Source organism: Bacteroides sp. K03, from assembly GCF_019734355.1.
Taxonomy (GTDB): Bacteria; Bacteroidota; Bacteroidia; order Bacteroidales; family Bacteroidaceae; genus Bacteroides; species Bacteroides nordii.
Genome location: NZ_JAASHC010000008.1, coordinates 81343 through 102596, shown reverse-complemented (window position 1 = coordinate 102596; position 21254 = coordinate 81343). Strand labels below are relative to the sequence as shown.

The window sequence follows — 21254 nt, the reverse complement described above, 5'->3', positions numbered from 1 at the left end:
ATATCCGGTTCTATTTTAGTGCTTCAAAACTGATAGCGGCCTTAAGAAATTCTTCTTGAGAAGGCATCCGATTCTGCTTTTGTGTGAAGTTTATTATCCACTCACGGCTTTCAATATAGAATTTCTGATATGTATAATAAAGAGGAGTTTTACTTCCTTTTTGGTCGATTAGCCAAAAACCGCGGTTGGAACCGTCATCATTTAATTCATTGTTGTACATTTCCCAGAAAAGGATAAAAGGACATCCCCATTTCATTGCTGTTTTTATTACCCATTTGGCACGTTGGTCTATTTCTTCCTGCGAATAAGCAGCTTCGCTCCAACCATACTCACCAATGAAAAGACGCTTTCCTTGTATCCCAGTCTTTGGCTTCATTTTCGAAGCTATGTGGTTAAGGTGTATTGTAAGAGTTGAATCCATAGCTGCTTCTGTTGCAGGAGGATTGGTTGCTGTATAAGAAGAAAAAGAGACATAATCGGGATTGATTTGTGGCAAAATGGTATTAACGACGCAAGTGTCTCCTTTTACAGCAAGGTCCGAAAGGTTTACCTCTACATAATGATACATTTCTATATTACTATGTGGAGTATCCCGTTTGGCATCATCAATGGCTTTTTGGCGGACATTGAGCCAACGTGTCATTCCTTCGACTGTACGCGGATTTGCAGGTTTGTCCCGATTGTAATCCCAACGCAGATGCCAGTCTCCTTCCCAATTACCAAGATAGAAAACTTTTCCCGTTCCCGAATACTTTCTTAATAGATAGCAGGCTAAGTCATAGATTTCTCTATATGATTTATCAGCATATTCGTCACTCAGTCCATCAACAAATTTAATTTGGTATTCATCTCGTTTTTCGCCTTTGGGTTCTTGTGTATATTGTGAAAATTCATATATCCATATCTGGTAATATGTAAAATCCATATTGAACACTTGGGCTACTGACTTTTCTTGGGCTAAATCCTTGAGGCTTTTTATTTCCGGTTGGTAAGGGATATCATAGTTTTCCCAGTAATATCGTGGACTCAGACTCATTTTTAGTAAATTGGAACCCATTTTACGGATTTCCACGGCTGTTTCCACCAAATTCGTCTCTTCGGTAAATTTATATTTTGCTCCGACGGTTTGTGTTCCAATGACATAATTGTAGGAGTTGATTTCTTTTTCAAGATTGTTCCCATTAGTACAAGACAGGCAAATACAGCTACTCATCGCCAAGTATATTACAGTTTTTAGGATAAGATTCATAAGTTAATTGGAGTTTTGAGTTTTTAATTTCATTATTTCATAAAAAGATTGAGCTGCAGGTTTTAAATTTCCCTCGTAATCGATAATAGAAGTGTTGGAAGGACAGGGAAAGCAGTCGTGTCCCATCCAGATTAAAAACCCTCCACATGCAGGGAAACGGCGTTTTGCCTCAGTCAATGCAATGGATAAACCGCAACATTGCCTTTCCTGACTCCACTCCACATATTCTTCAATACTGACAGGAGCATTGCCTTGATGTGCTTTTCGAAAAGCATCTTCTTCCATCCACCATGAAAACTGTGCCCAAATGGGATTATCGACAGATATCGGCAGAGGTTGATAACTACCGCAATAACGCTTTATAAGGCTTACCGATGAAGCTCCGTTCACTCCGGCCTCAGAATGGAGCAAAGCGTCAGAATTTTGCCAATAACTCCGTATGTTACTCATAAATTTATCTATAGGCTCTTCAGGTAGTGTCCAAGGCCCATGTACATCCCATTGAATACCGCGCCCATAATGCTTTGGATCGTTGTATATCACCGGACCTGACGGCGAAGCTGGTAGTAAGCGATGGAACGGATCTTTTTCTTCTACTGTCCGGGCAATAGCTTTTAGCATGGCATGCTCAAAATTCAGTGGATGTTCATTGGTTTCGTCATATAGTTCGTTACCTCCACTCCATATGACAAGCGAAGGATGATAGTGGCGTCGAAGTATGTATTCGTCAACAATATCTTTCATTCGTCCGATTCGCTCGGAGTCGTCCGGAGGAGTATTGTTAATGCCCGATGACGACAAAGGAAATTCTTGCCAAACCAGCAAACCGAATTCATCACATAACCTATAAAAACACTCTTTTTCGAGGATAGCACCTCCCCATACACGTAGTATGTTAAACCCCAGTTCTTTATATTGTAAGAGTCGTTCCCGGTAGAGTGATTCGTCGACATCCGCAAAAAGTACACGAAGAGGAGTCCAATTGACTCCCTGTAGAAATGTGTCAATACCATTTATACAACAAAGCCATGGGGTAGCTTCGGGAGAAGCATTGGCACATGATTTCCATTCTATACGCCGGAACCCGACAGGCCGTTGCCATTGGTCATGTGGATTGTTTTCCGGGTCGAAGGATGTACAACGAAGATTATATAAAGTTTGGGAACCTTGGTTGTTAATATTCCAACGATTGATATTGGGAATATTAACGGTAAAACAATTCATTTTATTGGGCACAAGTTCGTTGCTACAGATGCGAAGTTCCGTAATTATTCGCCCATCTGTTTCGGACAGGCAAATATTGATATCTCCTTTTTGTTCATTCTTCCCACTTATCCTAATGTGAATTACTCCTGTTGTGAGGTCGGGTAATAATTCTGTATACGTATAAATGTCCGGTAATAGGTAGTCATCGGTTATTTCAATGAAAAGGTCATCCCAGATACCTGTTTGGACAATGCGGGGACACCAATCCCAGTTATAGTAAAACCGTGGTTTTACTATCTGTGTACGAGACGTCCAGTATACTTGTCCCTCGTAACGTTCGGGACTGGTAAAGAGAATGCAAAGACGGTTGTTGCTTAATTGTATTTTGTCTGTAATATCAAAACAATGGCTATGATAAGCAGTTTCGAAACCTCCTATCAATTGCCCGTTGAGCCATATCTCTCCACAGTTGTCAAGGCCTAAAAAGCAGAGGCTTACCCGTTCATTCTTTTCATGTTGTACAATTCTGTCGGGCAGATCGAGAAAATAAAGCCAGTGCCGATTCTCAACCCATTCACACTGGCGATAGTTGGTGCCGATATTCCAATCGGGTAGAATACCAGCATTGAATAATGCTTGTTGAACCGAACCTGGAACAGGAGCCGGAACTGGTTTTTCTTCCGGCTGAGTGATTTTCATTTGTTCCATCTGTCTGTCCAGCTTCCAATAATAGGGCTTGGTTCCTACCAATTCCCAGTTGAGTCCGGCAAGTGAAAAATGTCTTTTCATATCCGTTTTTTATTGTAAGGCTATTTATAAGAAAAAGAGATACTCCAATACACAGAGTATAAAAAGGATGAGGCAAAGAACACGGAAATTTTTATACCATATTACTCCTTTCAGTTCTTTGGTCTCTTCGGTCCATAAATATTTATTCCATGTATTTGAGGCAACTTGTTCTTCAAGAGGAGGAGGAGTGGCATAACTTACGATAACAGTTACAAGCATACTTGCCAACATCAGTAAAGGTGCCAGTATCAAATAGTGTATTGGTATTGAAATACCGATAATATACTTGGTCAGCATAATTCCTATTGCTGCTGTTAAACCAAACATTAATCCGGTAAAAGCTCCTTGTGCATTCCCCCGCTTCCAGAAAAGCCCCAGTAGAAATGCTCCCACGATAGGAGGAGCAATATAGGATACCATCTCCTGATAATAGCCGACCAATGAATCAAACTTTTGAATGAATGGTGCCCATGAGACAGCAATAACCAAAGCGATGAAGGAGGTGATTTGACCTACCCTCACTAATTTTTTGGGGTTGCTGTTTTTTACTATCCGGGGATAAAAATCCATAGTGAAGAGAGTTGATACCGAGCTTAATGTTGCACTTAAAGTTGAGGTCAGAGCAGAAATCATGGCAGCGATAATCAGACCAATAATTCCTGTCGGCAGTAATTTCAAGATGAGACGCGGATATACTTCGTCAGTGTTGATTCCATAAATACTTTTTAGTGTACTACCTGGGATAATATCATAGGGAAGTGAGTTTCCAAGCCCAAAAAGATCGATACCACGGGCTATAATTCCAGGCATGATGATAATAAACAGGGTAAACATGTATAGAAAGCCGACAAAAAGGACCCCTTTGCGCCCTTCATCAATAGACCGGGCGGATAATACACGCTGTACCATTACCTGGTTATTGCCCCAGAAATAAAAACTAAGTATGGTAACTCCAAATATTAAACCCGGCCATGGAACTGTAGGATCGTCGAGCGGGCGGATAAGCTTGAGCCATACTCCTTCATGAAAGTGTTCCATAAAACTGTCCCAGCCACCAATACTTTCGAAACAGAAGAGAGAGAGTATGATTGAACCAATTATTAAAATAATAGATTGTATAACGTCCGCATTAATTATGGAAGACAGTCCGCCTACAATTGTATAACTTCCTGCCACGATTGCCATACCCAATATAATATAAAAAAGGTCTATTCCGGGAAACATCATTTTTAATATCAATGCACCTGTATATAATGCGGCTGCCGCATCCAGAAAGATGTTTCCGATAATGGTAATGAATGAAAAGTAAAGCCTCGAACGGCTATCAAATCGACGTCCCAGATATTCCGGTATCGTGAAGATGCCCGACTTGATGTAAAACGGCAGAAAGAACATTGCAAAGAAAATCATTACAAATACTGCCATTAGATTATAATTGAATACTGCCACGCCACTAATGAATCCTTCACCGGCATGTCCTATCAGAGTGGAGCTTGATATACTGGCTGCAAATAGTGAAAGCCCGATCATTGGCCATGTGCAGCTTTTACCTGCTAAAAAGTAAGAAGCCGAGTCACTTGTCTTACTGTGGCGTAGCGCCCACCAAATAATGAAGACAATGAATAAGGCAATAATTATTAAATCGACGGTTGATAAGGATTCTGACATGTTCTTAAAGTATTGAATAAATTATTATTTTGAATCTGTTTTGATGAAAGTAATCAGTTCATCAATATTGCATGTGGCTACGCAACACCATTGATCCGAAGCGCCATAATATACGAATAATGTTTTGTCCCGCAATACAATTCCCGTAGGGAACACGACTCCCCATTTGTATAATCCGTTACATTCAATTTCTGTTTCAGGTTCGAGAATAAAATGGCGTGTACGGTAGAGAACAACTGTCGGATCTTCAAGACTAAGTAAACAGGCTCCTATCCGATACACATAATTGTCATCCACCCCATGGTAAAGTAGAAGCCAGCCTTCTGAAGTACGGATAGGAGGAGTATTACCTCCAACCTTTATTTCCCAGGATTCTCTTCCCTTTAATAGTAATTTGCTCGGAGTGTTCCAACTCATCAAATCTTTGGATGATTTAATCCATATGGCGGGATATTCTGTATCATAAATTGCTCCGATATAATCTTTTGGACGATGTAACATATAAAATAAACCATTAATTTGTTCAGGGAAAAGAATAACATCCCGATCGTCCAGCGAAGGTTCAGTCAGTCGACCTACCTTTTTAAAACTAAATAAATCTTTTGATATGGCCAATGCAGTATTCCCGATATTCTCCCGCAAACAACGAGGCGCCAGTTCATCATGTTCGGGGGCTTTGACCTGGTCGTATTTATATTTCCAGTATTGCCCGGGAGGATAAGGGCGAAAAGCATAAGTCATATAGTATTCCCTTCCTATTTTTACTATTCTCGGATCTTCTACTGAACCTGCGTCAAAGTTGTCTTTGGTCGGACTTAATACCGGCTTGTCCGAAACCCGGTTAAAATGGAATCCATCGTCACTAACAGCCAATCCAATATGTATATGATGTGCTTCATCATTACCTGCTGCCCGATAATAAAGATAGAATTTACCATTTTCATACCATGCGCCTGGATTACATACGACTAAACTTTCCCACTGATTATCTGTGTTAGGAGATAATATTGGATTTCCTTCAAACTTCTTTAATAGCATATTATTTAATTATACATTTAATGATGTTGCAAAGATAGGTGTTGTGAGTAATCTGTCTGAATACTATTTTGTTCATTCATTATACTTTATTGTACAATAAACAATTTCTTCATTTACATTCTACTATTTTCTAACTAAACTCAGACTCCAACTTAATTCTATTTTTTCTAAAGAACTATTGATATAATTCCACACTATTTGGTACACAAATATATAACATAACGACTTAGAAAAAGACATACTATTTTGATTAGACGCATAACCCATCATCAAGTTTCAAACCGGGAGGAATAAAAAGGGATACTTAAACAGACCGACGGAAATGGGCAAAGCAATGTCCAACAGATACCCGGTAAAACTGGACGAAATAGGAACATTCATGCCGGTACTAACCTTGCGCAAAGGGAAAGAACAGGAAGAAATCGGAAAGACGGGCAAACACCGTAATGCACAAAACATGTTGCGGGAAGTGTAAACTGGAAAATCGCAAGATTAAGATACTTGGGTTAGTTAATAATAGCCTTTGAAGCAGACAGACTATAGCTTTCAAAGAAGAGTTACCAAGTGGATTGAGTATACAAAACATCCGGGTGTTCTTATCAAAAACATCCCCATGTTATAAATCAAAACATCCGGGTGTTTTTGCACACAACATCCGGATGTTTTATATTCATGAAACAAGAATTATGAATGCAAAGATATGGTATACAACATCATAAGTATGTATATACTTTATCCAGCAAAAGAGTACCTTATTATACTATATTTATAAAACCAGATAAAAGAAAGAGAATCGATCTACTCCCACCAGTTTCTAATTGGTTTCAACTTCCTCTGACTTTGGATAGTTCGGACTGTAGAGCAATCTTTCTTTACGAACAACCAACTTCCCTTCTTTCACGAATCCTTCTCCCCGTTCACTCAAATGCTTCACCATTGCCTCACGTAAATCAGCCAGTCTTTTCCTATAATGTTTCTCCGACACAAGATTTTGCAATTCTCCCGGATCCTTTTTTAAATCAAAAAGTTCTTCTTCTCCTGTATAGAAATTCCACACATATTTAATTTTGCCATCGGTCAAAGCACACCAGTAATTTTCCTTCGCATAGCAAGTTGCATGCTCCAGATCAATATATTGTCTCCATGTATGCTTTCTGCTTTCGTCCACTAAAGCCAACAATGAGAGTCCATCCATCTCCTCGGGAATTTGTGCTCCGGAAGCATCTAAAAAGGTAGGCAAAAGATCTCGTAATTCCACCGGTTCATCCACTTTTATTCCTTCTTTAATACCAAACGACTTAGGCCATTTTACAATATATGGAACATGTGTGGAACCCTCATAAGGATAAGTCTTCCGCCAATGATAATGATCGCCCAACATATCCCCATGGTCGGAAACATAGCAAATCAAAGCATTATCATACATTCCTTTATCTTTCAGTGTTTGTATTATTTTTCCTATTTCCTCATCAATAAACGTAACATTGGCATAATAGTATTTTCGGGAATTTTTAGCATATTCAGCTCCAAAATTGGCAAACGGAGCATCCTTATCAGCTTTTTGCGGATCAAGCTGAGTAGCGTATTTACTACACCAGTCACCAATATAAGGAGCCGGAATTTCTTTCTCTTCATACTCATCCAAAAGACGTTGGGGAGGGTCATACGGACTATGAGGACGTGCAAAAGAAACTTTCAGAAACAACGGACTTTCATTATTATAATTCTGTATCAATTCACATGCCATTTTTCCTGTCCAGGCGGTAGGATGTAACTCTTCAGGTAATTTATAAGTACCTGCCCTGTGTTCATTCCAACCAATGCCTGTCAGATTAGGATTTACTCCCGGCATTTGCATCTGTAACCATAGCCGATAATCGCTGATAAAATATTTCGTCTCAGCACGCCCGCTTTCATCTATCAATGTTCCATGAAAACCATGCAAAGATTTTTGTGGAGACCAATGCATCTTTCCAATACCGAATGTATAATAGTGTTGTTCTCTCAGCATAGCAGGCATTTCGTATTTGTATTGTATAGCTACCCGACCATATCCCAACATACCATGCCGCCAAGGGGACATGCCGGTCAGTAATCCTGCACGGGCCGGTGTGCTACTTGGAGTAGACGAATAGCCATTACAGAATAGCGTCCCTTCTTCAGACAGCCTATCAATATTCGGTGAAATAACCGCCGGATTCCCCATACATCCCAAAGCATCGCCACGATGCTGGTCGGCCATAATCAAAATGATATGGGGTTTTTGTTGTGCTCTGACCTGTTGAATCGAAAAACCGATTCCGGAAGTTAAAACCAACATGCCATTTAATATTGGAATTATTTTCATTTTTATAAAAGTTGATTTATAGTATTATCTGATACACATTTTCTTAATTAAACGTATGAAAAGAGTTTTTCATACGTTTAATCTATGGTATATTACAAATCCTTTGGAATCCGTCGTCCGTATTTCTGTAATAAGAAACGAGCGTATTGCATCAACTCACCCTGAGGTACTACCCGAATAGGATCTGTAGAATCTACCCAGGCATCTTCAAAACTTTTTATTGATTCATCCAATTTTTTCTGATCAAACTCCCGGTTGTCTTCCACGGCAGAGATTACCGCATCCATATACATATCCCAACGTTCCGAATAGTAATCTTTAATGAGCCCCGCCCATGTACGACTGGCATAATCATTCAGACTACCTCCCCAAGTCGTAATCAGATTACGGGCATTCTTCTCATAATAATCTTTCACTTCAGGGGTCGTACCCAATGCACGGGCATCAGCCAACCATTTATCCAAGGCACAACGGCTATGAAAAGCATTCAAACGATCCAGATCATTAAGAATCTCTTTCATTTCCGCAGCTCTGGCTTTCAGCCCCGGAAGATCTTTGACTGTATACATACGGTCAAAATCATCTTTCACTATAAGAAAATAATTACCCAGTAATTGACGGCCTACAGTAATGATATCCAGCCGCAGAGCATCTCTGTTACAGTCTGTAGCCTGTAACAGTTTTTCCCAGGCTTGTAACAAAGTAGCATTTGAATAATCAATAACCGTACGTCTATTGGGTTTGTTCATCACCGGCCGATGGTTAGGCAACACTCCTAATGTTTTGGGAACCTGTACGTATATCTGGTTGAACAAGATATCCCATGCCTCACGAACTGGTTGGGAAACGGTTCCGGCATGGCGGTCGGCAAGATTTTGTAACCATGCCTCATTGTCGAGATTCAAATCCCACGCCTTCTCAAAGATATATTCATAGGGAAACTGCATAACATCCAAGCCTTCGAGCGTAGAACCGATACCCCGAAGGTTACTTCCACCATTTATTAACGCATTGTCAAGACGGTCACCACTCTCCTTTACATTACCGGTAAGAGTCGTATTTCCCCCAAAATTACCTAAATAGCACCAAATGTAAGGTTGTCCATGAAAGTGTTCAGTGTTTTTCCAAAGTTCTACATTCTCACAATGATAATCAAGTAAAAACATCTTATCCTGCGGCACTCCGGTTAGTAAAGCTTTGATACGCGGAGCAGTCCAGTCCTTGCGGTCATGATAAAACATCCAGGTCATCTGCATCCATTCCGCTTTCGGATCTGCTGCTGTCAATGTCCGATACATATCCGAAGATACCTGACTGAGATATTCGGGTTCCCAGCTTGGTGGATCTACCTCGTTAAAAGGATCTACGCCATAAATATGATCGGTACCGAATAAATGCGTCTGTTCCTGAAGAAAATGTTTTTGAATGGTAGCAAACAGAGGCTCTTCGGGATTCAGGAAGTAACAACGATACGTATCAGCAAAACCTGCCCACTTACCAAGATGCTGAATATTAGCTTCCGGATAAATTCGTTTCAGAGCTGCAGGTACATGACCGGCAAAAGCCGGCAATACCGGTTTCATATTCAATTCGCGTTCCCGTGCAAGTATCTTTTTCTGTAGTTCCACCTGATTATCCAACCACTCCATGGGTAGCGGACCGTTCCATCCATCAATATTTGCCATACGATGCCAGGGTAGATAAGTAGGACCCGTAAAATAGGAACGGATTTCTTGATCCGTCAAACCTAATTTCTTCCATACTTTATACCATACGGCTTCCTGACCTGTAATGGCCAGAGGCATATTAACCCCGTTCAGAGCCATCCAGTCAATAAAACGTTCCCAATCCTTCCATTGCCAATAAGGCATAGTATAGCCATAAGTACAGTAGTTCAAAAAAAAGCGCCTGTCTACTTTTGCTTCCGCACTAAAAGTTTTTTTCAACACCGGAAGAGTATCAGGCATTTCAACAGGGATATCAGCATACCATGAAATTGTGGTAAGACAATAATACTTTAAATAATAATTCAGCCCCATTGCCATTGAGTTAGCATTATTACCGCCAATCACTATTTTTCCAGAGCCGGAAGCATCCAACTGGAAGCAGTCTTTTCCATCAATGGGTTTTATTTTTTTAAACTGAAAATTCTCAGCATATGCCGGAATGAGACGTTTTACCATTGACTGCATAGCGGCTACATCTTTCTCCTTTGCCCCTGCTGATAGTGAGAGGAACAACGTTACGATAACCAGATAAATGTTTCTTTTCATCATTTCAATTATAGTTTTATGTAAATTTGTTTTTTAAACAGAATGTATCCAACAAGCCAGTTAAGCGATAGGAAAAGAACTGCATACATGAATGAACCGAAATAGTTGCCGAATAGGGGTTGCAGGCAGGCATCGAACAGGGACGTGTTAACTTTCCATATTCGCAACAGATCACCGAAGATTTCGGCAAATACATAAAGAACCAGTGGATTTACTCCGAAAACATTGAAGAAAGTGCACCATCTTTTCTTTTGTCGAACATCGATTATTTCGATCAATACAGCTAATGCTAAAGCTGCTATTCCGCAAGTAAGTAATACAAAACTCGGAGACCATAGACGCTTGTTGAGCGGACAGGTATAACTAAACAAGAATCCGGCGAACAACATTAAGGAACCAAGAAAGAATAGCTTTTGCATCCGGTCTTTGTTATCCTTCAAATCGATAATCATTCGTCCACATACAAAACCAATCATTACCTGGGCTATGGCAGGAATAGTACTTAAAATTCCTTCCGGTTCTACAAACTGACGCCCTTGCAAATACATATGATTTGTTCCCAGAACGGTAGAATCGACTATAGCCATAATATTACCAGGACTTTTCTCGAATCCGTTTCCTATCAACTGAAGAATAAAATATCCTGCTAAAAGTAGAAGGGCCACCTGAAAAAAGCGCTTGTGAGGGATAAACAACGCCATGATAGCTGTTGCTCCATAGCAGATGCCCAGACGTTGCATCACTCCTAAAAGCCGCATATGCTCCCAATCAGTCCAGATACCGGTTTCACTTGAATTTATAATCCATTTCATGGCAATACCTATCAGTATCAGGAGAAAAGCACGTTTCATAATCTTTCCGATAGCAAGGCGCCATTGGAAATCATATTTGCGCAGAGATATGTAGGTGGATATTCCCATCAGAAACATAAACATAGGAAACACAAGGTCGGCAGGAGTGAAACCATCCCATTTGGCATGACGCAAAGGGGCATAGCCGTACCCGCATGCACCGGCATTATTGACAAGTATCATTCCGGCAACTGTGAATCCTCGCAGGACATCGAGAGAGAGAAGACGATTATTGGCAGGCATGAGTTTATAATTTATGAATTATGATGTATTAGATGATCACCAAACGAGACATAAGAGGGTAGTAGAGGCTGCCAATACTGCTCCTATGAGGGTTTCATAAGGAATGAGTTTCAGACGTTGCTTAAAAGTCAATTCGCAGACTCCACCGGTAGCATGAAAAAAAGAGCCATGAGGTAAATGATCCAGTACTGTGGCACTGGAGTTGATCATGGCAGCTCCCCATGCAGCGGAAATGCCGACAGCAAGAATTGCTTCTGCAAAAGAGGCGGAAGCGAGAGTGGCTCCGGCAGTAGTAGAGGCTGTGGCGGCTGACATTAATGCACCAGATACGGGAGCTATCATTATTTCATTGAAATGGGCTTGTTCCAGTAGTTGCAGAATCCAGTCTTTTAGAGTAGAGTTTTTGATAACTCCTGCAATTGTTCCTGTACCGATTAAAAGTACAGCTACAGTGGACATTTTTTGGAGACCGTATTCCATACTCGGCAGAATATTTTTCCATTGTTTCATACAAAGGATGCCACAAATTCCGCCGATGGGTAGGGCAATTAAAGGATCGATGGTAATACCAGTCAAAGGACGCAGGGCAAGTAAGATGATAGTGACGAAAGGTGCCACCAGACTATTGGTAAGAGAAGGTAGTTGTTTATCATCTGTGATTTCTTCCTGTCCTGGAGCGACAATAGTAAGTTTTTGGGGGATAAGGCGGATAATAACAAAAACCGTAAACACTAACCCGATAATTGCCGGAAGAATATTGTAAAACATGACCGATGATAAATCTGCTTTAAAGTTTTCGGCTGCAATAATTGTATTCGGATTCGGGGAGACTATATTACCGCATTTTCCTCCACCAATCATGGCTATCAATAGTACGGATGGTGACAAGCCCAAACGTTTTCCGATAGACAATGCAATAGGGGCTACTGTAATAACAGCCACATCAATAAAAACACCAACAGCACATAGCAACATAGTTGCCAAAGCTAATGCAGCAAATACCCGTTTCTCTCCTAATGTATTTATAATAGCATTAGAGATGGTAGTCGCTGCTCCTGTTTTAATAAGCACACCGGACAATACCCCTGCTGTAAGAATACGGATGATGGCTGGTGTAACGTCTTTGACGCCATCTGTCATCACCTTTACTGTCTCTGTCAATGGTAATCCGCCTAACAACCCGCCAACAATTGCTCCGGCTATTAAACTATAAGCCGGAGATATTTTTTTTATGATTAAAAGAACGGATACTAACAATCCGATTAAAGCGCCAATTGCTGTCATAGAAAAGATTCATAGTTTATGCTTCATAATCGTGACTTTTATTAACCACGACACTTAAGCTGATTTACACTTTACGACTTAAAGCATTTAATAATACGTATAAGTTGAGTCACGGTTCTTTCGATATTCTTAAGAGCAAATTCCTGTTGCATAGCCTGATCTAAAGAGACAGGAGCCGGCTGAACAGACAATACAGCCGTAAATCCCATTTCATTCAACTGCTCTACAGCCTCTACACATCCTCCTAAGGCTATGACGGGGATATTTTCTTCAACAGCTATTTTCAAAATACCACCTAATGCCTTCCCCATACCAGTTTGTGCATCCAGTTTTCCTTCACCCGTAAAAATAAGGTCTGCAGACTGAGCATACTCCCTGAAATGAAGAATATCCAAAATTGTATCAATACCCGACTTCAATGTTGCATTCAGAAAAGGAAGTATTCCCCCACCCATACCACCAGCCGCACCAGCACCGGCTATTAAAGTAATGTCCATCCCTTTCTGTTCTTTAAGAACCATAGCATAGTGTTGTAACCCCTCATCCAATGCTTTAACTTCATCCGGGTTTGCTCCCTTTTGTGGAGCAAAGACAAAGGCAGCCCCTTGTGGCCCATAGAATGGATTATTTACATCACATGCTATTGTAAAAACAGACTCTTTTAAAGCAGGATGTAAAGTAGCAGTATCAATAAGTGCAATATGGATAAGATTACTCCCTTTCGGTTCGAGTTCTTTCTTTTCTTTGTCCAGAAAACGAACCCCCAAAGCGTGCATCATACCTATACCGGCATCATTTGTTGCACTACCACCTATACCCATAATAAAATGACGGCATCCACGATTCAATGCATCCAAAATAATTTCTCCTGTCCCGAAAGAAGAAGTATGCATTGGGTTTCTCAAAGCAATAGGAATCAGAGGAAGCCCACTGGCAGAAGCCATCTCAAAGACTGCTGTTTTCCCATCTTTGGTTATTCCATACGAAACTTCTATCGGATTCATCAGCGGATCATGGGCAATACAAGAAACCCTATTTACATCCAATTGAGTACAAATTGCTTCAGTAGTTCCTTCTCCACCATCTGCAATCGGGAAATGGATCAATTCACAATGAGGATACTCTTTCAAAATAGCTTGCGCAGCATATCGGGCAATATCAAGTGAACCTACAGATCCTTTAAATGAATCAAAAGCAAGAATAATCTTTCTCATACAGCATAAATTGCAAATTAAAAACTTATCAAAGATAAGACTTTATTACTCGTATCAAATAAAAAGACAGAGTACTTCTCTTGCAATATTTACAAGAGAAGGGGGGATACTCTGCTTACCTGAAAACTAAATCAAAATACCTTTGCTTTATTCACAAGTTCAACGGCAATATTAACAGGATTTTCAAATGGTTTTGTTGTGTTGTGCCATGGAGTATTTATCCATGTTTCTTCCCAACGATCCAAATCTTCCCACTGTTTGGAGAAATAAAGTTTTAAACGTGGTATATAGTAGTCTTTTATTAATCCACTCCAAAAACGAGCAGCATAATCCTCTTGAAACCCTCCCCAAGTAGTAATAAGGCGTTTTGCATTTGATTCATACTTATCCTTTTCTTCAGAAGTGGTACCGCTATTTCTTGCTAATTCTACCCACTCTTCAAGACGATAAAGAGGATGTGAAGCAAGAAGCTTATCCACATCTAACAGCAAGTCAACAACCTGTCTCAATGTGTATTGTGCCGCAAGCTTATCACCAATCGTATTTTCTTCAAGAGCTTTCACATAAAGTTTGTCTGCTTTGGCAGCCACATAATATGCAGCATACTCTATGGCATCATTCACATAAAGTTCCGAGTTTTGCAAACTGTCTGCACAAGTGAGAAACAATTCAACAGCACGTAAAAAATCATCACTGGTATCTATCTTGCTAATTCGTCTCTGATCCGGAGTCACTGTCTGCCAGGTAAAACGAGGATAAGAGTAAAGTGAACTATAAGCACTTTTTCTAAATAATACCCAAGCCTCTTTCATTGCATCCGGATATTTCCCATAGCGAGCTTCACAATATGACTTTAACCATTTATCAAGATCTATACTCTGGTCCGTCCACCCCATATCGGCCAATAGCTCATAAACTACTTCATTATTTTCAAGCCCCTCCGGAGCAGAACCAAATCCTATAAGATTTCCACAAGATTTAGAATGTAACGCTTCAGAAGAAGAAGAAGCATACATCTGCAAATCACCAGTCATAGGAGTTTTGCCACCAAAATTGGGAACATAGCTAAATATCCATTTCTTACCGTAGAAACCATCGTGTACTTTCCAAGTCTGTTCTGTGTTCCAAACCCATTTGGGGTAATCATTGCCCAAATCTACAATAATCATCTTATCATCCGGTACCCGGCTCAACAGAGCCTGTAAACTCTCTTTGTCCCAGAAAGAATGCTGGTATCCAAAAGTCCATCCTTGCGTAACCCATACTGCATCCGGATTACCAGCCGTGATAGAACGATAAATCGATTCACCATATTGAGCCAAAAGTTTATGTTTTCCTTCTATATCCTCTTTTTCTATCGGAAGTTCCATTTCATTAAAACTGTCTGAAAGATAATAAGTATTTCTACCAAATTCTTTCTCCCATTCCTCAATAAACATTTTCCCAATCTCTTCAAAGAACGGAGAATCCGGAGGAAGTACATAAGCATTATATTTATCATCAAATCCTCCCCATTTCAAATGTTTGAATTTTACAGCAGGGTGTTTCTCTGCAAAAGCCATTGGTACAAATCCCGCAAATGCCGGAGCTATCGGCTGCATCCCCAGCTCACGCATACGATTAATGATAAGATGTTGCATCTCAATCTGACTTTCTTGCCATTTATCGGACAAAGGCCCATCCCATGTATTCAGGTTGCCCATACGATGCCATGGCAAATGAGCTGGTGCTGTAAAAAACGCCCGAATTTCTTCTTTTGTAAGTCCCATACGTAACCATACTCTTTCGGCAATCGCTTCACTCGCCACAGTAGCCAGAGGCATATTTACACCTCTAAGTGCCATCCAATCTATTTCTTTTTCCCAACGATCCCAATTCCAATAGGGAGTAGTATAACCATAAGTGCAAACATTCAGAAAGTATCTGTACGAATAAGGAGTCGTTTGCTTTTTAGCGATATAATCAGGCCATATTTCAGGTAGCTCTATATGTTCTCCACTCCAGGTCTTCATAGCATGGCAAGCCTCCTTCAGGTAGGTATGAAACGCATAACAAATAGCTACAGTACTGCTTCCTTTCAAAACCAGTACCCCATCCCGAGCCTCTATCTCAAAGGTTTCTTTTCCGTTAACCGGTTCTATAACCTGACAAGTAATTTCATTAGCCCGGATTCCAATCTGACGCTCTATAAGTTGTTTAGCAGGAACCAATATATCATTTGATTCCATGTTACAGGCATATAAAGCAATAGACAAACAAAAGATAAACAAATACTTCAATATAGAATATCTCATAATATAAAATCAAAATTAAAAAAGAACCAATAACCGAAATCCAAAGCAGACCCGGAAATTGGTTCATACTCATTATTGTATCAATGCCCGTATTTTCTTAGGAATATCAACGTTATCCAATTTACCACAAAACTGTTCCGAACCTGCTCCTATAGCAAAAACAGGAACATATCCAGCAGAATGCGTACCACCTGCCCAACCTAAAACAGCAATTTGATTCATCACTTTTCTGGCACATACAGCCAATGGTTCGATTTTTGAATACAATCTTTCTTCAAACTTCACTTTATTTTTCACAAAAGAAGTTTCAAATACGGTATACAACAACTTTTCTTGCTCTTTATCAATAGAAAGTTTACTCCAGAATCCCATCTCCATACTTAATAAGGCCTTAATGTCATCCCAGCTAACTTCATTCTTCCGCATTTTTCTAAGCTCAGAGATTTTATTTGAAAGCATCTCTATCGAGCATTTCTGATATTGCAACGCCTGTAAATTAAGATTGTACTTTTTTGTACCCAATACAATGCCACCCGTTTCATGATCAGCCGTAATAACAATCAACGTTTCCTGAGGATGCTTCTTATAGAAATCATAAGCCACAGCAATAGAACGATCAAAATCTTCCACTTCCCAAAAGACAGTAGCAGCATCATTACTATGGCAGGCCCAATCTATTTTTCCACCTTCAACCATCAGGAAAAATCCTTCTTTATTATTTTCCTTCATCAAAAATTGTATAGCACTTTGGGTTATCTCGGGTAAAGTCAAATCATCATCATGCTGATCGATAGCATAAGACAAACTCAAATCCGGTTTGCCCTCTTGCTGTATCAAAATCATTTTATCGGCTTTATCTACCTGCTTTCTAAAATCTTCGATTCCCCGAGCCACGGTATAACCCGCCTTTTCTATTACTTGATAGATGTTAGAACCATCTTTAACGTCAGATGTTTTATTAGGACTCAGGAAACCAGAACCGGCATAAAAATCAAAACCAGCTTTGGGCAAATCACAAGCTATTTCATAAAACATCTTTCTATCGGGTTGATGAGCATAAAAAGCTGCCGGAGTAGCATGGTCTATACTAACACTAGTGGCAATCCCGACTTTTTTACCTTTCGTTTTAGCACATTCGGCCACGCTCACCAATGCTTGTTTACTCATATCCACACCAATGGCTCCATTATATGTTTTCTTTCCCGTGGCCAACGCTGTTCCACCAGCAGCCGAATCCGTGACAGGATGAGTTACCGAATAAGTACTCACCACACCTCCGCTGGGAAATTGAGTAAATAATAAAGGATCAGTACCTATATGACCTTTTAAAGCCGCTCGGTACATCTCCGTTCCGTTTACCTGATTTACTCCCATCCCGTCGCCTATAAAATAAAATACATATTTGACCTGCCCTTGGACCGTTATTACAATCCACAGGAAACATAACAAACTAATCAGGCGTCTTATTTTCATCTATCAGTTCTCCTGTTTTATTCAGAAACAACGAATTTCACAGTCTCATTATCTACCTTGGCAATATACATACCTGTACTTATATTTACCGTTGTTGCCACGTCGTTTTTTACCACATTTTCAAAAACCAATTTTCCTGTTAAGTCATATATCTTTATAAGAGCCATTTCCTGAATGCCACTCACATATATGTTATTACCTACGCTATAAACTTTAATCTCACATTCATCTGCAGTAGTATTTCCAATGCCACTAGGTACAGAATATTCTACCGCACCCACAGAAGGTGTAGCAGGGCGTACTTTACCCAATTGATCTGTAGTCGGAATTTCAATACCGCTTACAGTAGCAACTCCTGCACCTAAAGCAATACTATTCTCGGCAATCATAGCAACCATCCTATCACTTTCCAGCACACTCGTTTGATGATTAAATGACATATCACCTTCATCCCATGGATTCTTTTCTATGGCTTTAAAAATAGTATTATTGTTAAAATCTATTTGCTTATTAGAAGAGTCCTTGAAAAAATCTTTAGAAGCAAAAACATACAAGTTATTCATACAAGTCGGAAAAACCGTTTGCGGTATTGGCTGATTGTTTCCATCTAACTCACCACCCATATAAAAAGCTAAAATATCATATTGAGTCTCATCCTCCAACCACGTGCTACTATAATTCTCAGCAAATAAATTATTAACGAAAGTCGGTTTCATAGAAGTTGTAGCTCGCGACCATACACAAAGAGCTCCACCATTATTCCCCAGATTTCCTACAAACGTACAATTGACAATTACTGGAGAAAAAATATCTACCGTAGTTCCTGTCTGCATATAGATAGCCCCACCACGACCATCAGCAATGTTATTAGCAAAAGTTGAGTTAGCAATGTAAACAATAGGAGAAACATTTTTAGCTGTCGCGTTTATTCCAATAGCACCACCTGCAGCACCTTCATTTTCTACAAAAGAACAATTCTCAACGCGCAATTCCGATGCTGCATAAGCACAGACCGCTCCACCACCATAGGAACCTCCACATCTGTTCTTGATGAACAAAGAGTTCTTCAACACGGCTTTTGCACTACTGACACGTATCACTCCACCGTTATTAATTGCACCTGGAACTGCTTCATAATTATTTGAGAACTGACAGTTGTCAACATTCAAAACAGAACTACCACTCAATCTGATGGCAATACTTTTGAAACCATCAATTATCAGGTCATTCAAAGAAAGTTCTGACGATTCACTGACCGTAAACAGGGATTGTACCCCTTTAATAAACACACGTTTCCCGTTTTTTTTGTTTATACCATTTATTGTCAGATTTTTACCCTTGATAATAATCCCAGTCCCTTCACCATAATCAAGCTCTTCACCATCAAAATTAAATTCAATAATACTGCCCGATTCAGCATTTTCAATCACATAAGGCAATGAACCGGCAATTGTTACATCCATTTCAGATGTAGTTACTTCAATAGATTTTGCACATAATACACTTGTAAAAAATGCAAATACAAATAATAAACCTGTAATTTTTTTCATAATAAAATACATTTAAATGTTTAACATAAACGGTATAGTAATGTAAGTCCGATGTTAATTTATCATTTCATATTCTTCACTTATCAGACTCAAGTTATTTTAAGAGCTTTCCTTATTTAAGGCCTTATATATTCCAATTCCGTGATAATAGGCAAATGATCGGACAACACGGATTGGATTGTTTGGGTACGAATTACTTTCCAACCTTTCTGCGGTTTGGCAAACAGGAAATCTATCTTTCGATAAGGTTTCCATGCCGGTACAGTAGGAGTCATATCAGCATCACAGAACCATTCCTGTTTTAACTCTTTAATCACTTTAGAGGAAACATCAGAATTAAAATCTCCTCCAAGTACAGTAGGATAATCCACTTTTCTAAAATGATTATTAATAAATTCAGCTTGTAATTCCCTCGTTTTTGTAAGCTTAGCATCCAAATGGGTAGAAGCAAAAACAATGGTATCGCCGTTCATTTCAAAAAGCCCCTCTAACAAAACACGTTGTTCATAATCTTTTCCAAGTTGAGGTAAAAGCGTTTTCTGAATCTTGATATAAGGGTATTTTGAGAGAATTCCAATACCATAATACCCTCCTTTATATTCTATTGTTTTGCCATATAAACCGAACATGCCAGTATAATAGGCTAATTCCGATATAAAATCCTTTCCTCTCTGATGAGGTGTACGATCACGATTGGTTTTAGAGTCAACTTCCTGAAGTGCTACAAAATCAGGATTAAAAGACTTTATATGTGCAGCCAGATCTTTCAACTCTGCCAACTCACCAAATCTTAGATTATAAGTCATAACTTTCATTCTCAAAGTATCCTGAGCATATGTATTTCCAACCAATAGCAAATACAAAATCAATAAGCAATTTCTTAATATTCTCATCTTTGTTAGGGTTTTGATACGTTTAATACAGATACAATAGGTAAATGATCAGAAGCATTTATACCTGTAAACACAGTATGAGAAATCACACTAAATTGTTTTTCAGGTTTGTAAGCAATGTAATCCAACTCCCGGTTAGGTGCATTAGAAGGTATTGTAAACTTCATCGGATCAGTGTTCGTTCTAATAAATCCTGCTTCATCAAGCTTTTTGATAATCGAATTATCCGGTTTTGAATTAAAATCGCCTGCTACAATAATCGGTGCATCTCCCTTTGAGGATAATTCTTTCAATATAATCGGAAATTGCCTGTCTTTCTCCGCTTGAGTAACAGATAAATGCGTCACCGCCAGATAAATAGTAGTCTCATTAAATTTTATCTTGGCAGTACCTAAAACATTGCTACCTGTAATTGTCAACCCGTCAATTACTTTTGGTAGCTCATGATTCACTATTTCACTCATATAAAATGAAGAAAGAATAGCGGCTCCGTACGCACCACCTGTTTCAAGATCTTTCTGTTTAAAGAAATAGTAGTACGGGTAACCAGCTAACTTTGCCAGTTCTTTAGCTTGATCTATTCCGAGACTTCGCTTAGTACACTGATCGACTTCTTGTAACAAAATCACATCGGGTTTAATCCTTTTGATAACTTCAGCTACATTATTAACATTTGCTACAGTTGCTTCTGACGTACCATAATAAGGGGCACAATGCCTGATATTATAACTCATCACTGTCAATTTACTTTCTACACTACCACCTGTATCCCATCCAGAATCAGTTCCAGGTTCATCATTCTGGCTACAACCAAAAAATGAAAAACTCAAACAAAGAAATATCAATAAAATTTTTTTCATAATTATTTTTTTAGTTTTTAGT

15 protein-coding genes are annotated in these 21254 nt (G+C 39.4%); 1 reads left to right on the top strand and 14 read right to left on the bottom strand.

All coding sequences use genetic code 11. The features are described from left to right. Positions 1–10: 10 nt before the first annotated feature. Genes HCG69_RS08360 through HCG69_RS08345 form a run of 4 tightly spaced genes read right to left on the bottom strand, consistent with a single transcriptional unit; the run spans position 11 to position 5950 of the window. The gene (locus HCG69_RS08360; protein ID WP_221649678.1) at positions 11–1213 is read right to left on the bottom strand and encodes a hypothetical protein; all 1203 of its coding nucleotides are present in this window, start codon (positions 1211–1213) and stop codon (positions 11–13) included. Positions 1214–1252: 39 nt separating this feature from the next. Further along, positions 1253–3244: a glycoside hydrolase family 2 protein gene (locus HCG69_RS08355; RefSeq protein ID WP_221649677.1), complete on the bottom strand. Its 1992-nt coding sequence runs from the start codon at positions 3242–3244 to the stop codon at positions 1253–1255. Between the two features lie 24 nt (positions 3245–3268). Then, positions 3269–4912 (bottom strand): sodium:solute symporter, encoded by a 1644-nt coding sequence (locus HCG69_RS08350; RefSeq protein WP_221649676.1) that lies wholly within the window; start codon positions 4910–4912, stop codon positions 3269–3271. Positions 4913–4936: 24 nt separating this feature from the next. After that, complete coding sequence (locus tag HCG69_RS08345) at positions 4937–5950, bottom strand: glycosidase (RefSeq protein ID WP_221649675.1); 1014 nt, start codon at positions 5948–5950, stop codon at positions 4937–4939. Between the two features lie 322 nt (positions 5951–6272). On the opposite strand from HCG69_RS08345, the gene HCG69_RS08340 reads away from it, so the two are divergent. Then, the gene (locus HCG69_RS08340; protein WP_221649674.1) at positions 6273–6425 is read left to right on the top strand and encodes a hypothetical protein; all 153 of its coding nucleotides are present in this window, start codon (positions 6273–6275) and stop codon (positions 6423–6425) included. 339 nt (positions 6426–6764) lie between these two features. On the opposite strand, the gene HCG69_RS08335 is transcribed toward HCG69_RS08340, so the two are convergent. From HCG69_RS08335 to HCG69_RS08290, 10 genes are all read right to left on the bottom strand, one after another. Further along, complete coding sequence (locus HCG69_RS08335) at positions 6765–8297, bottom strand: arylsulfatase (protein ID WP_221649673.1); 1533 nt, start codon at positions 8295–8297, stop codon at positions 6765–6767. A gap of 92 nt (positions 8298–8389) precedes the next feature. Beyond that, complete coding sequence (locus HCG69_RS08330; RefSeq protein ID WP_221649672.1) at positions 8390–10573, bottom strand: alpha-N-acetylglucosaminidase; 2184 nt, start codon at positions 10571–10573, stop codon at positions 8390–8392. Positions 10574–10578: 5 nt separating this feature from the next. Further along, a complete protein-coding gene (locus HCG69_RS08325; protein WP_221649671.1) occupies positions 10579–11664 on the bottom strand; it encodes an acyltransferase family protein in 1086 nt (361 codons plus the stop codon). Between the two features lie 36 nt (positions 11665–11700). Further along, a complete protein-coding gene (locus tag HCG69_RS08320; RefSeq protein ID WP_221649670.1) occupies positions 11701–12948 on the bottom strand; it encodes a GntP family permease in 1248 nt (415 codons plus the stop codon). A gap of 71 nt (positions 12949–13019) precedes the next feature. Beyond that, positions 13020–14162, bottom strand: a complete 1143-nt coding sequence (locus HCG69_RS08315) for a glycerate kinase (RefSeq protein ID WP_195449127.1) — start codon at positions 14160–14162, stop codon at positions 13020–13022. 131 nt (positions 14163–14293) lie between these two features. Then, positions 14294–16456, bottom strand: coding sequence for an alpha-N-acetylglucosaminidase (locus HCG69_RS08310; RefSeq protein ID WP_025866834.1), 2163 nt, complete (start codon positions 16454–16456; stop codon positions 14294–14296). A 72-nt stretch (positions 16457–16528) separates the two neighbouring features. Next, entirely contained in the window at positions 16529–17923 is a 1395-nt protein-coding gene (locus HCG69_RS08305; protein WP_221649717.1) for an alkaline phosphatase, read from the bottom strand. Positions 17924–17946: 23 nt separating this feature from the next. After that, entirely contained in the window at positions 17947–19479 is a 1533-nt protein-coding gene (locus HCG69_RS08300) for a T9SS type A sorting domain-containing protein (protein WP_221649669.1), read from the bottom strand. A gap of 116 nt (positions 19480–19595) precedes the next feature. Continuing rightward, on the bottom strand, positions 19596–20372 hold the full coding sequence (locus tag HCG69_RS08295) for an endonuclease/exonuclease/phosphatase family protein (protein WP_221649668.1): 777 nt from the start codon (positions 20370–20372) through the stop codon (positions 19596–19598). Between the two features lie 5 nt (positions 20373–20377). After that, positions 20378–21232 (bottom strand): endonuclease/exonuclease/phosphatase family protein, encoded by an 855-nt coding sequence (locus HCG69_RS08290; RefSeq protein WP_221649667.1) that lies wholly within the window; start codon positions 21230–21232, stop codon positions 20378–20380. Positions 21233–21254 lie beyond the last annotated feature (22 nt).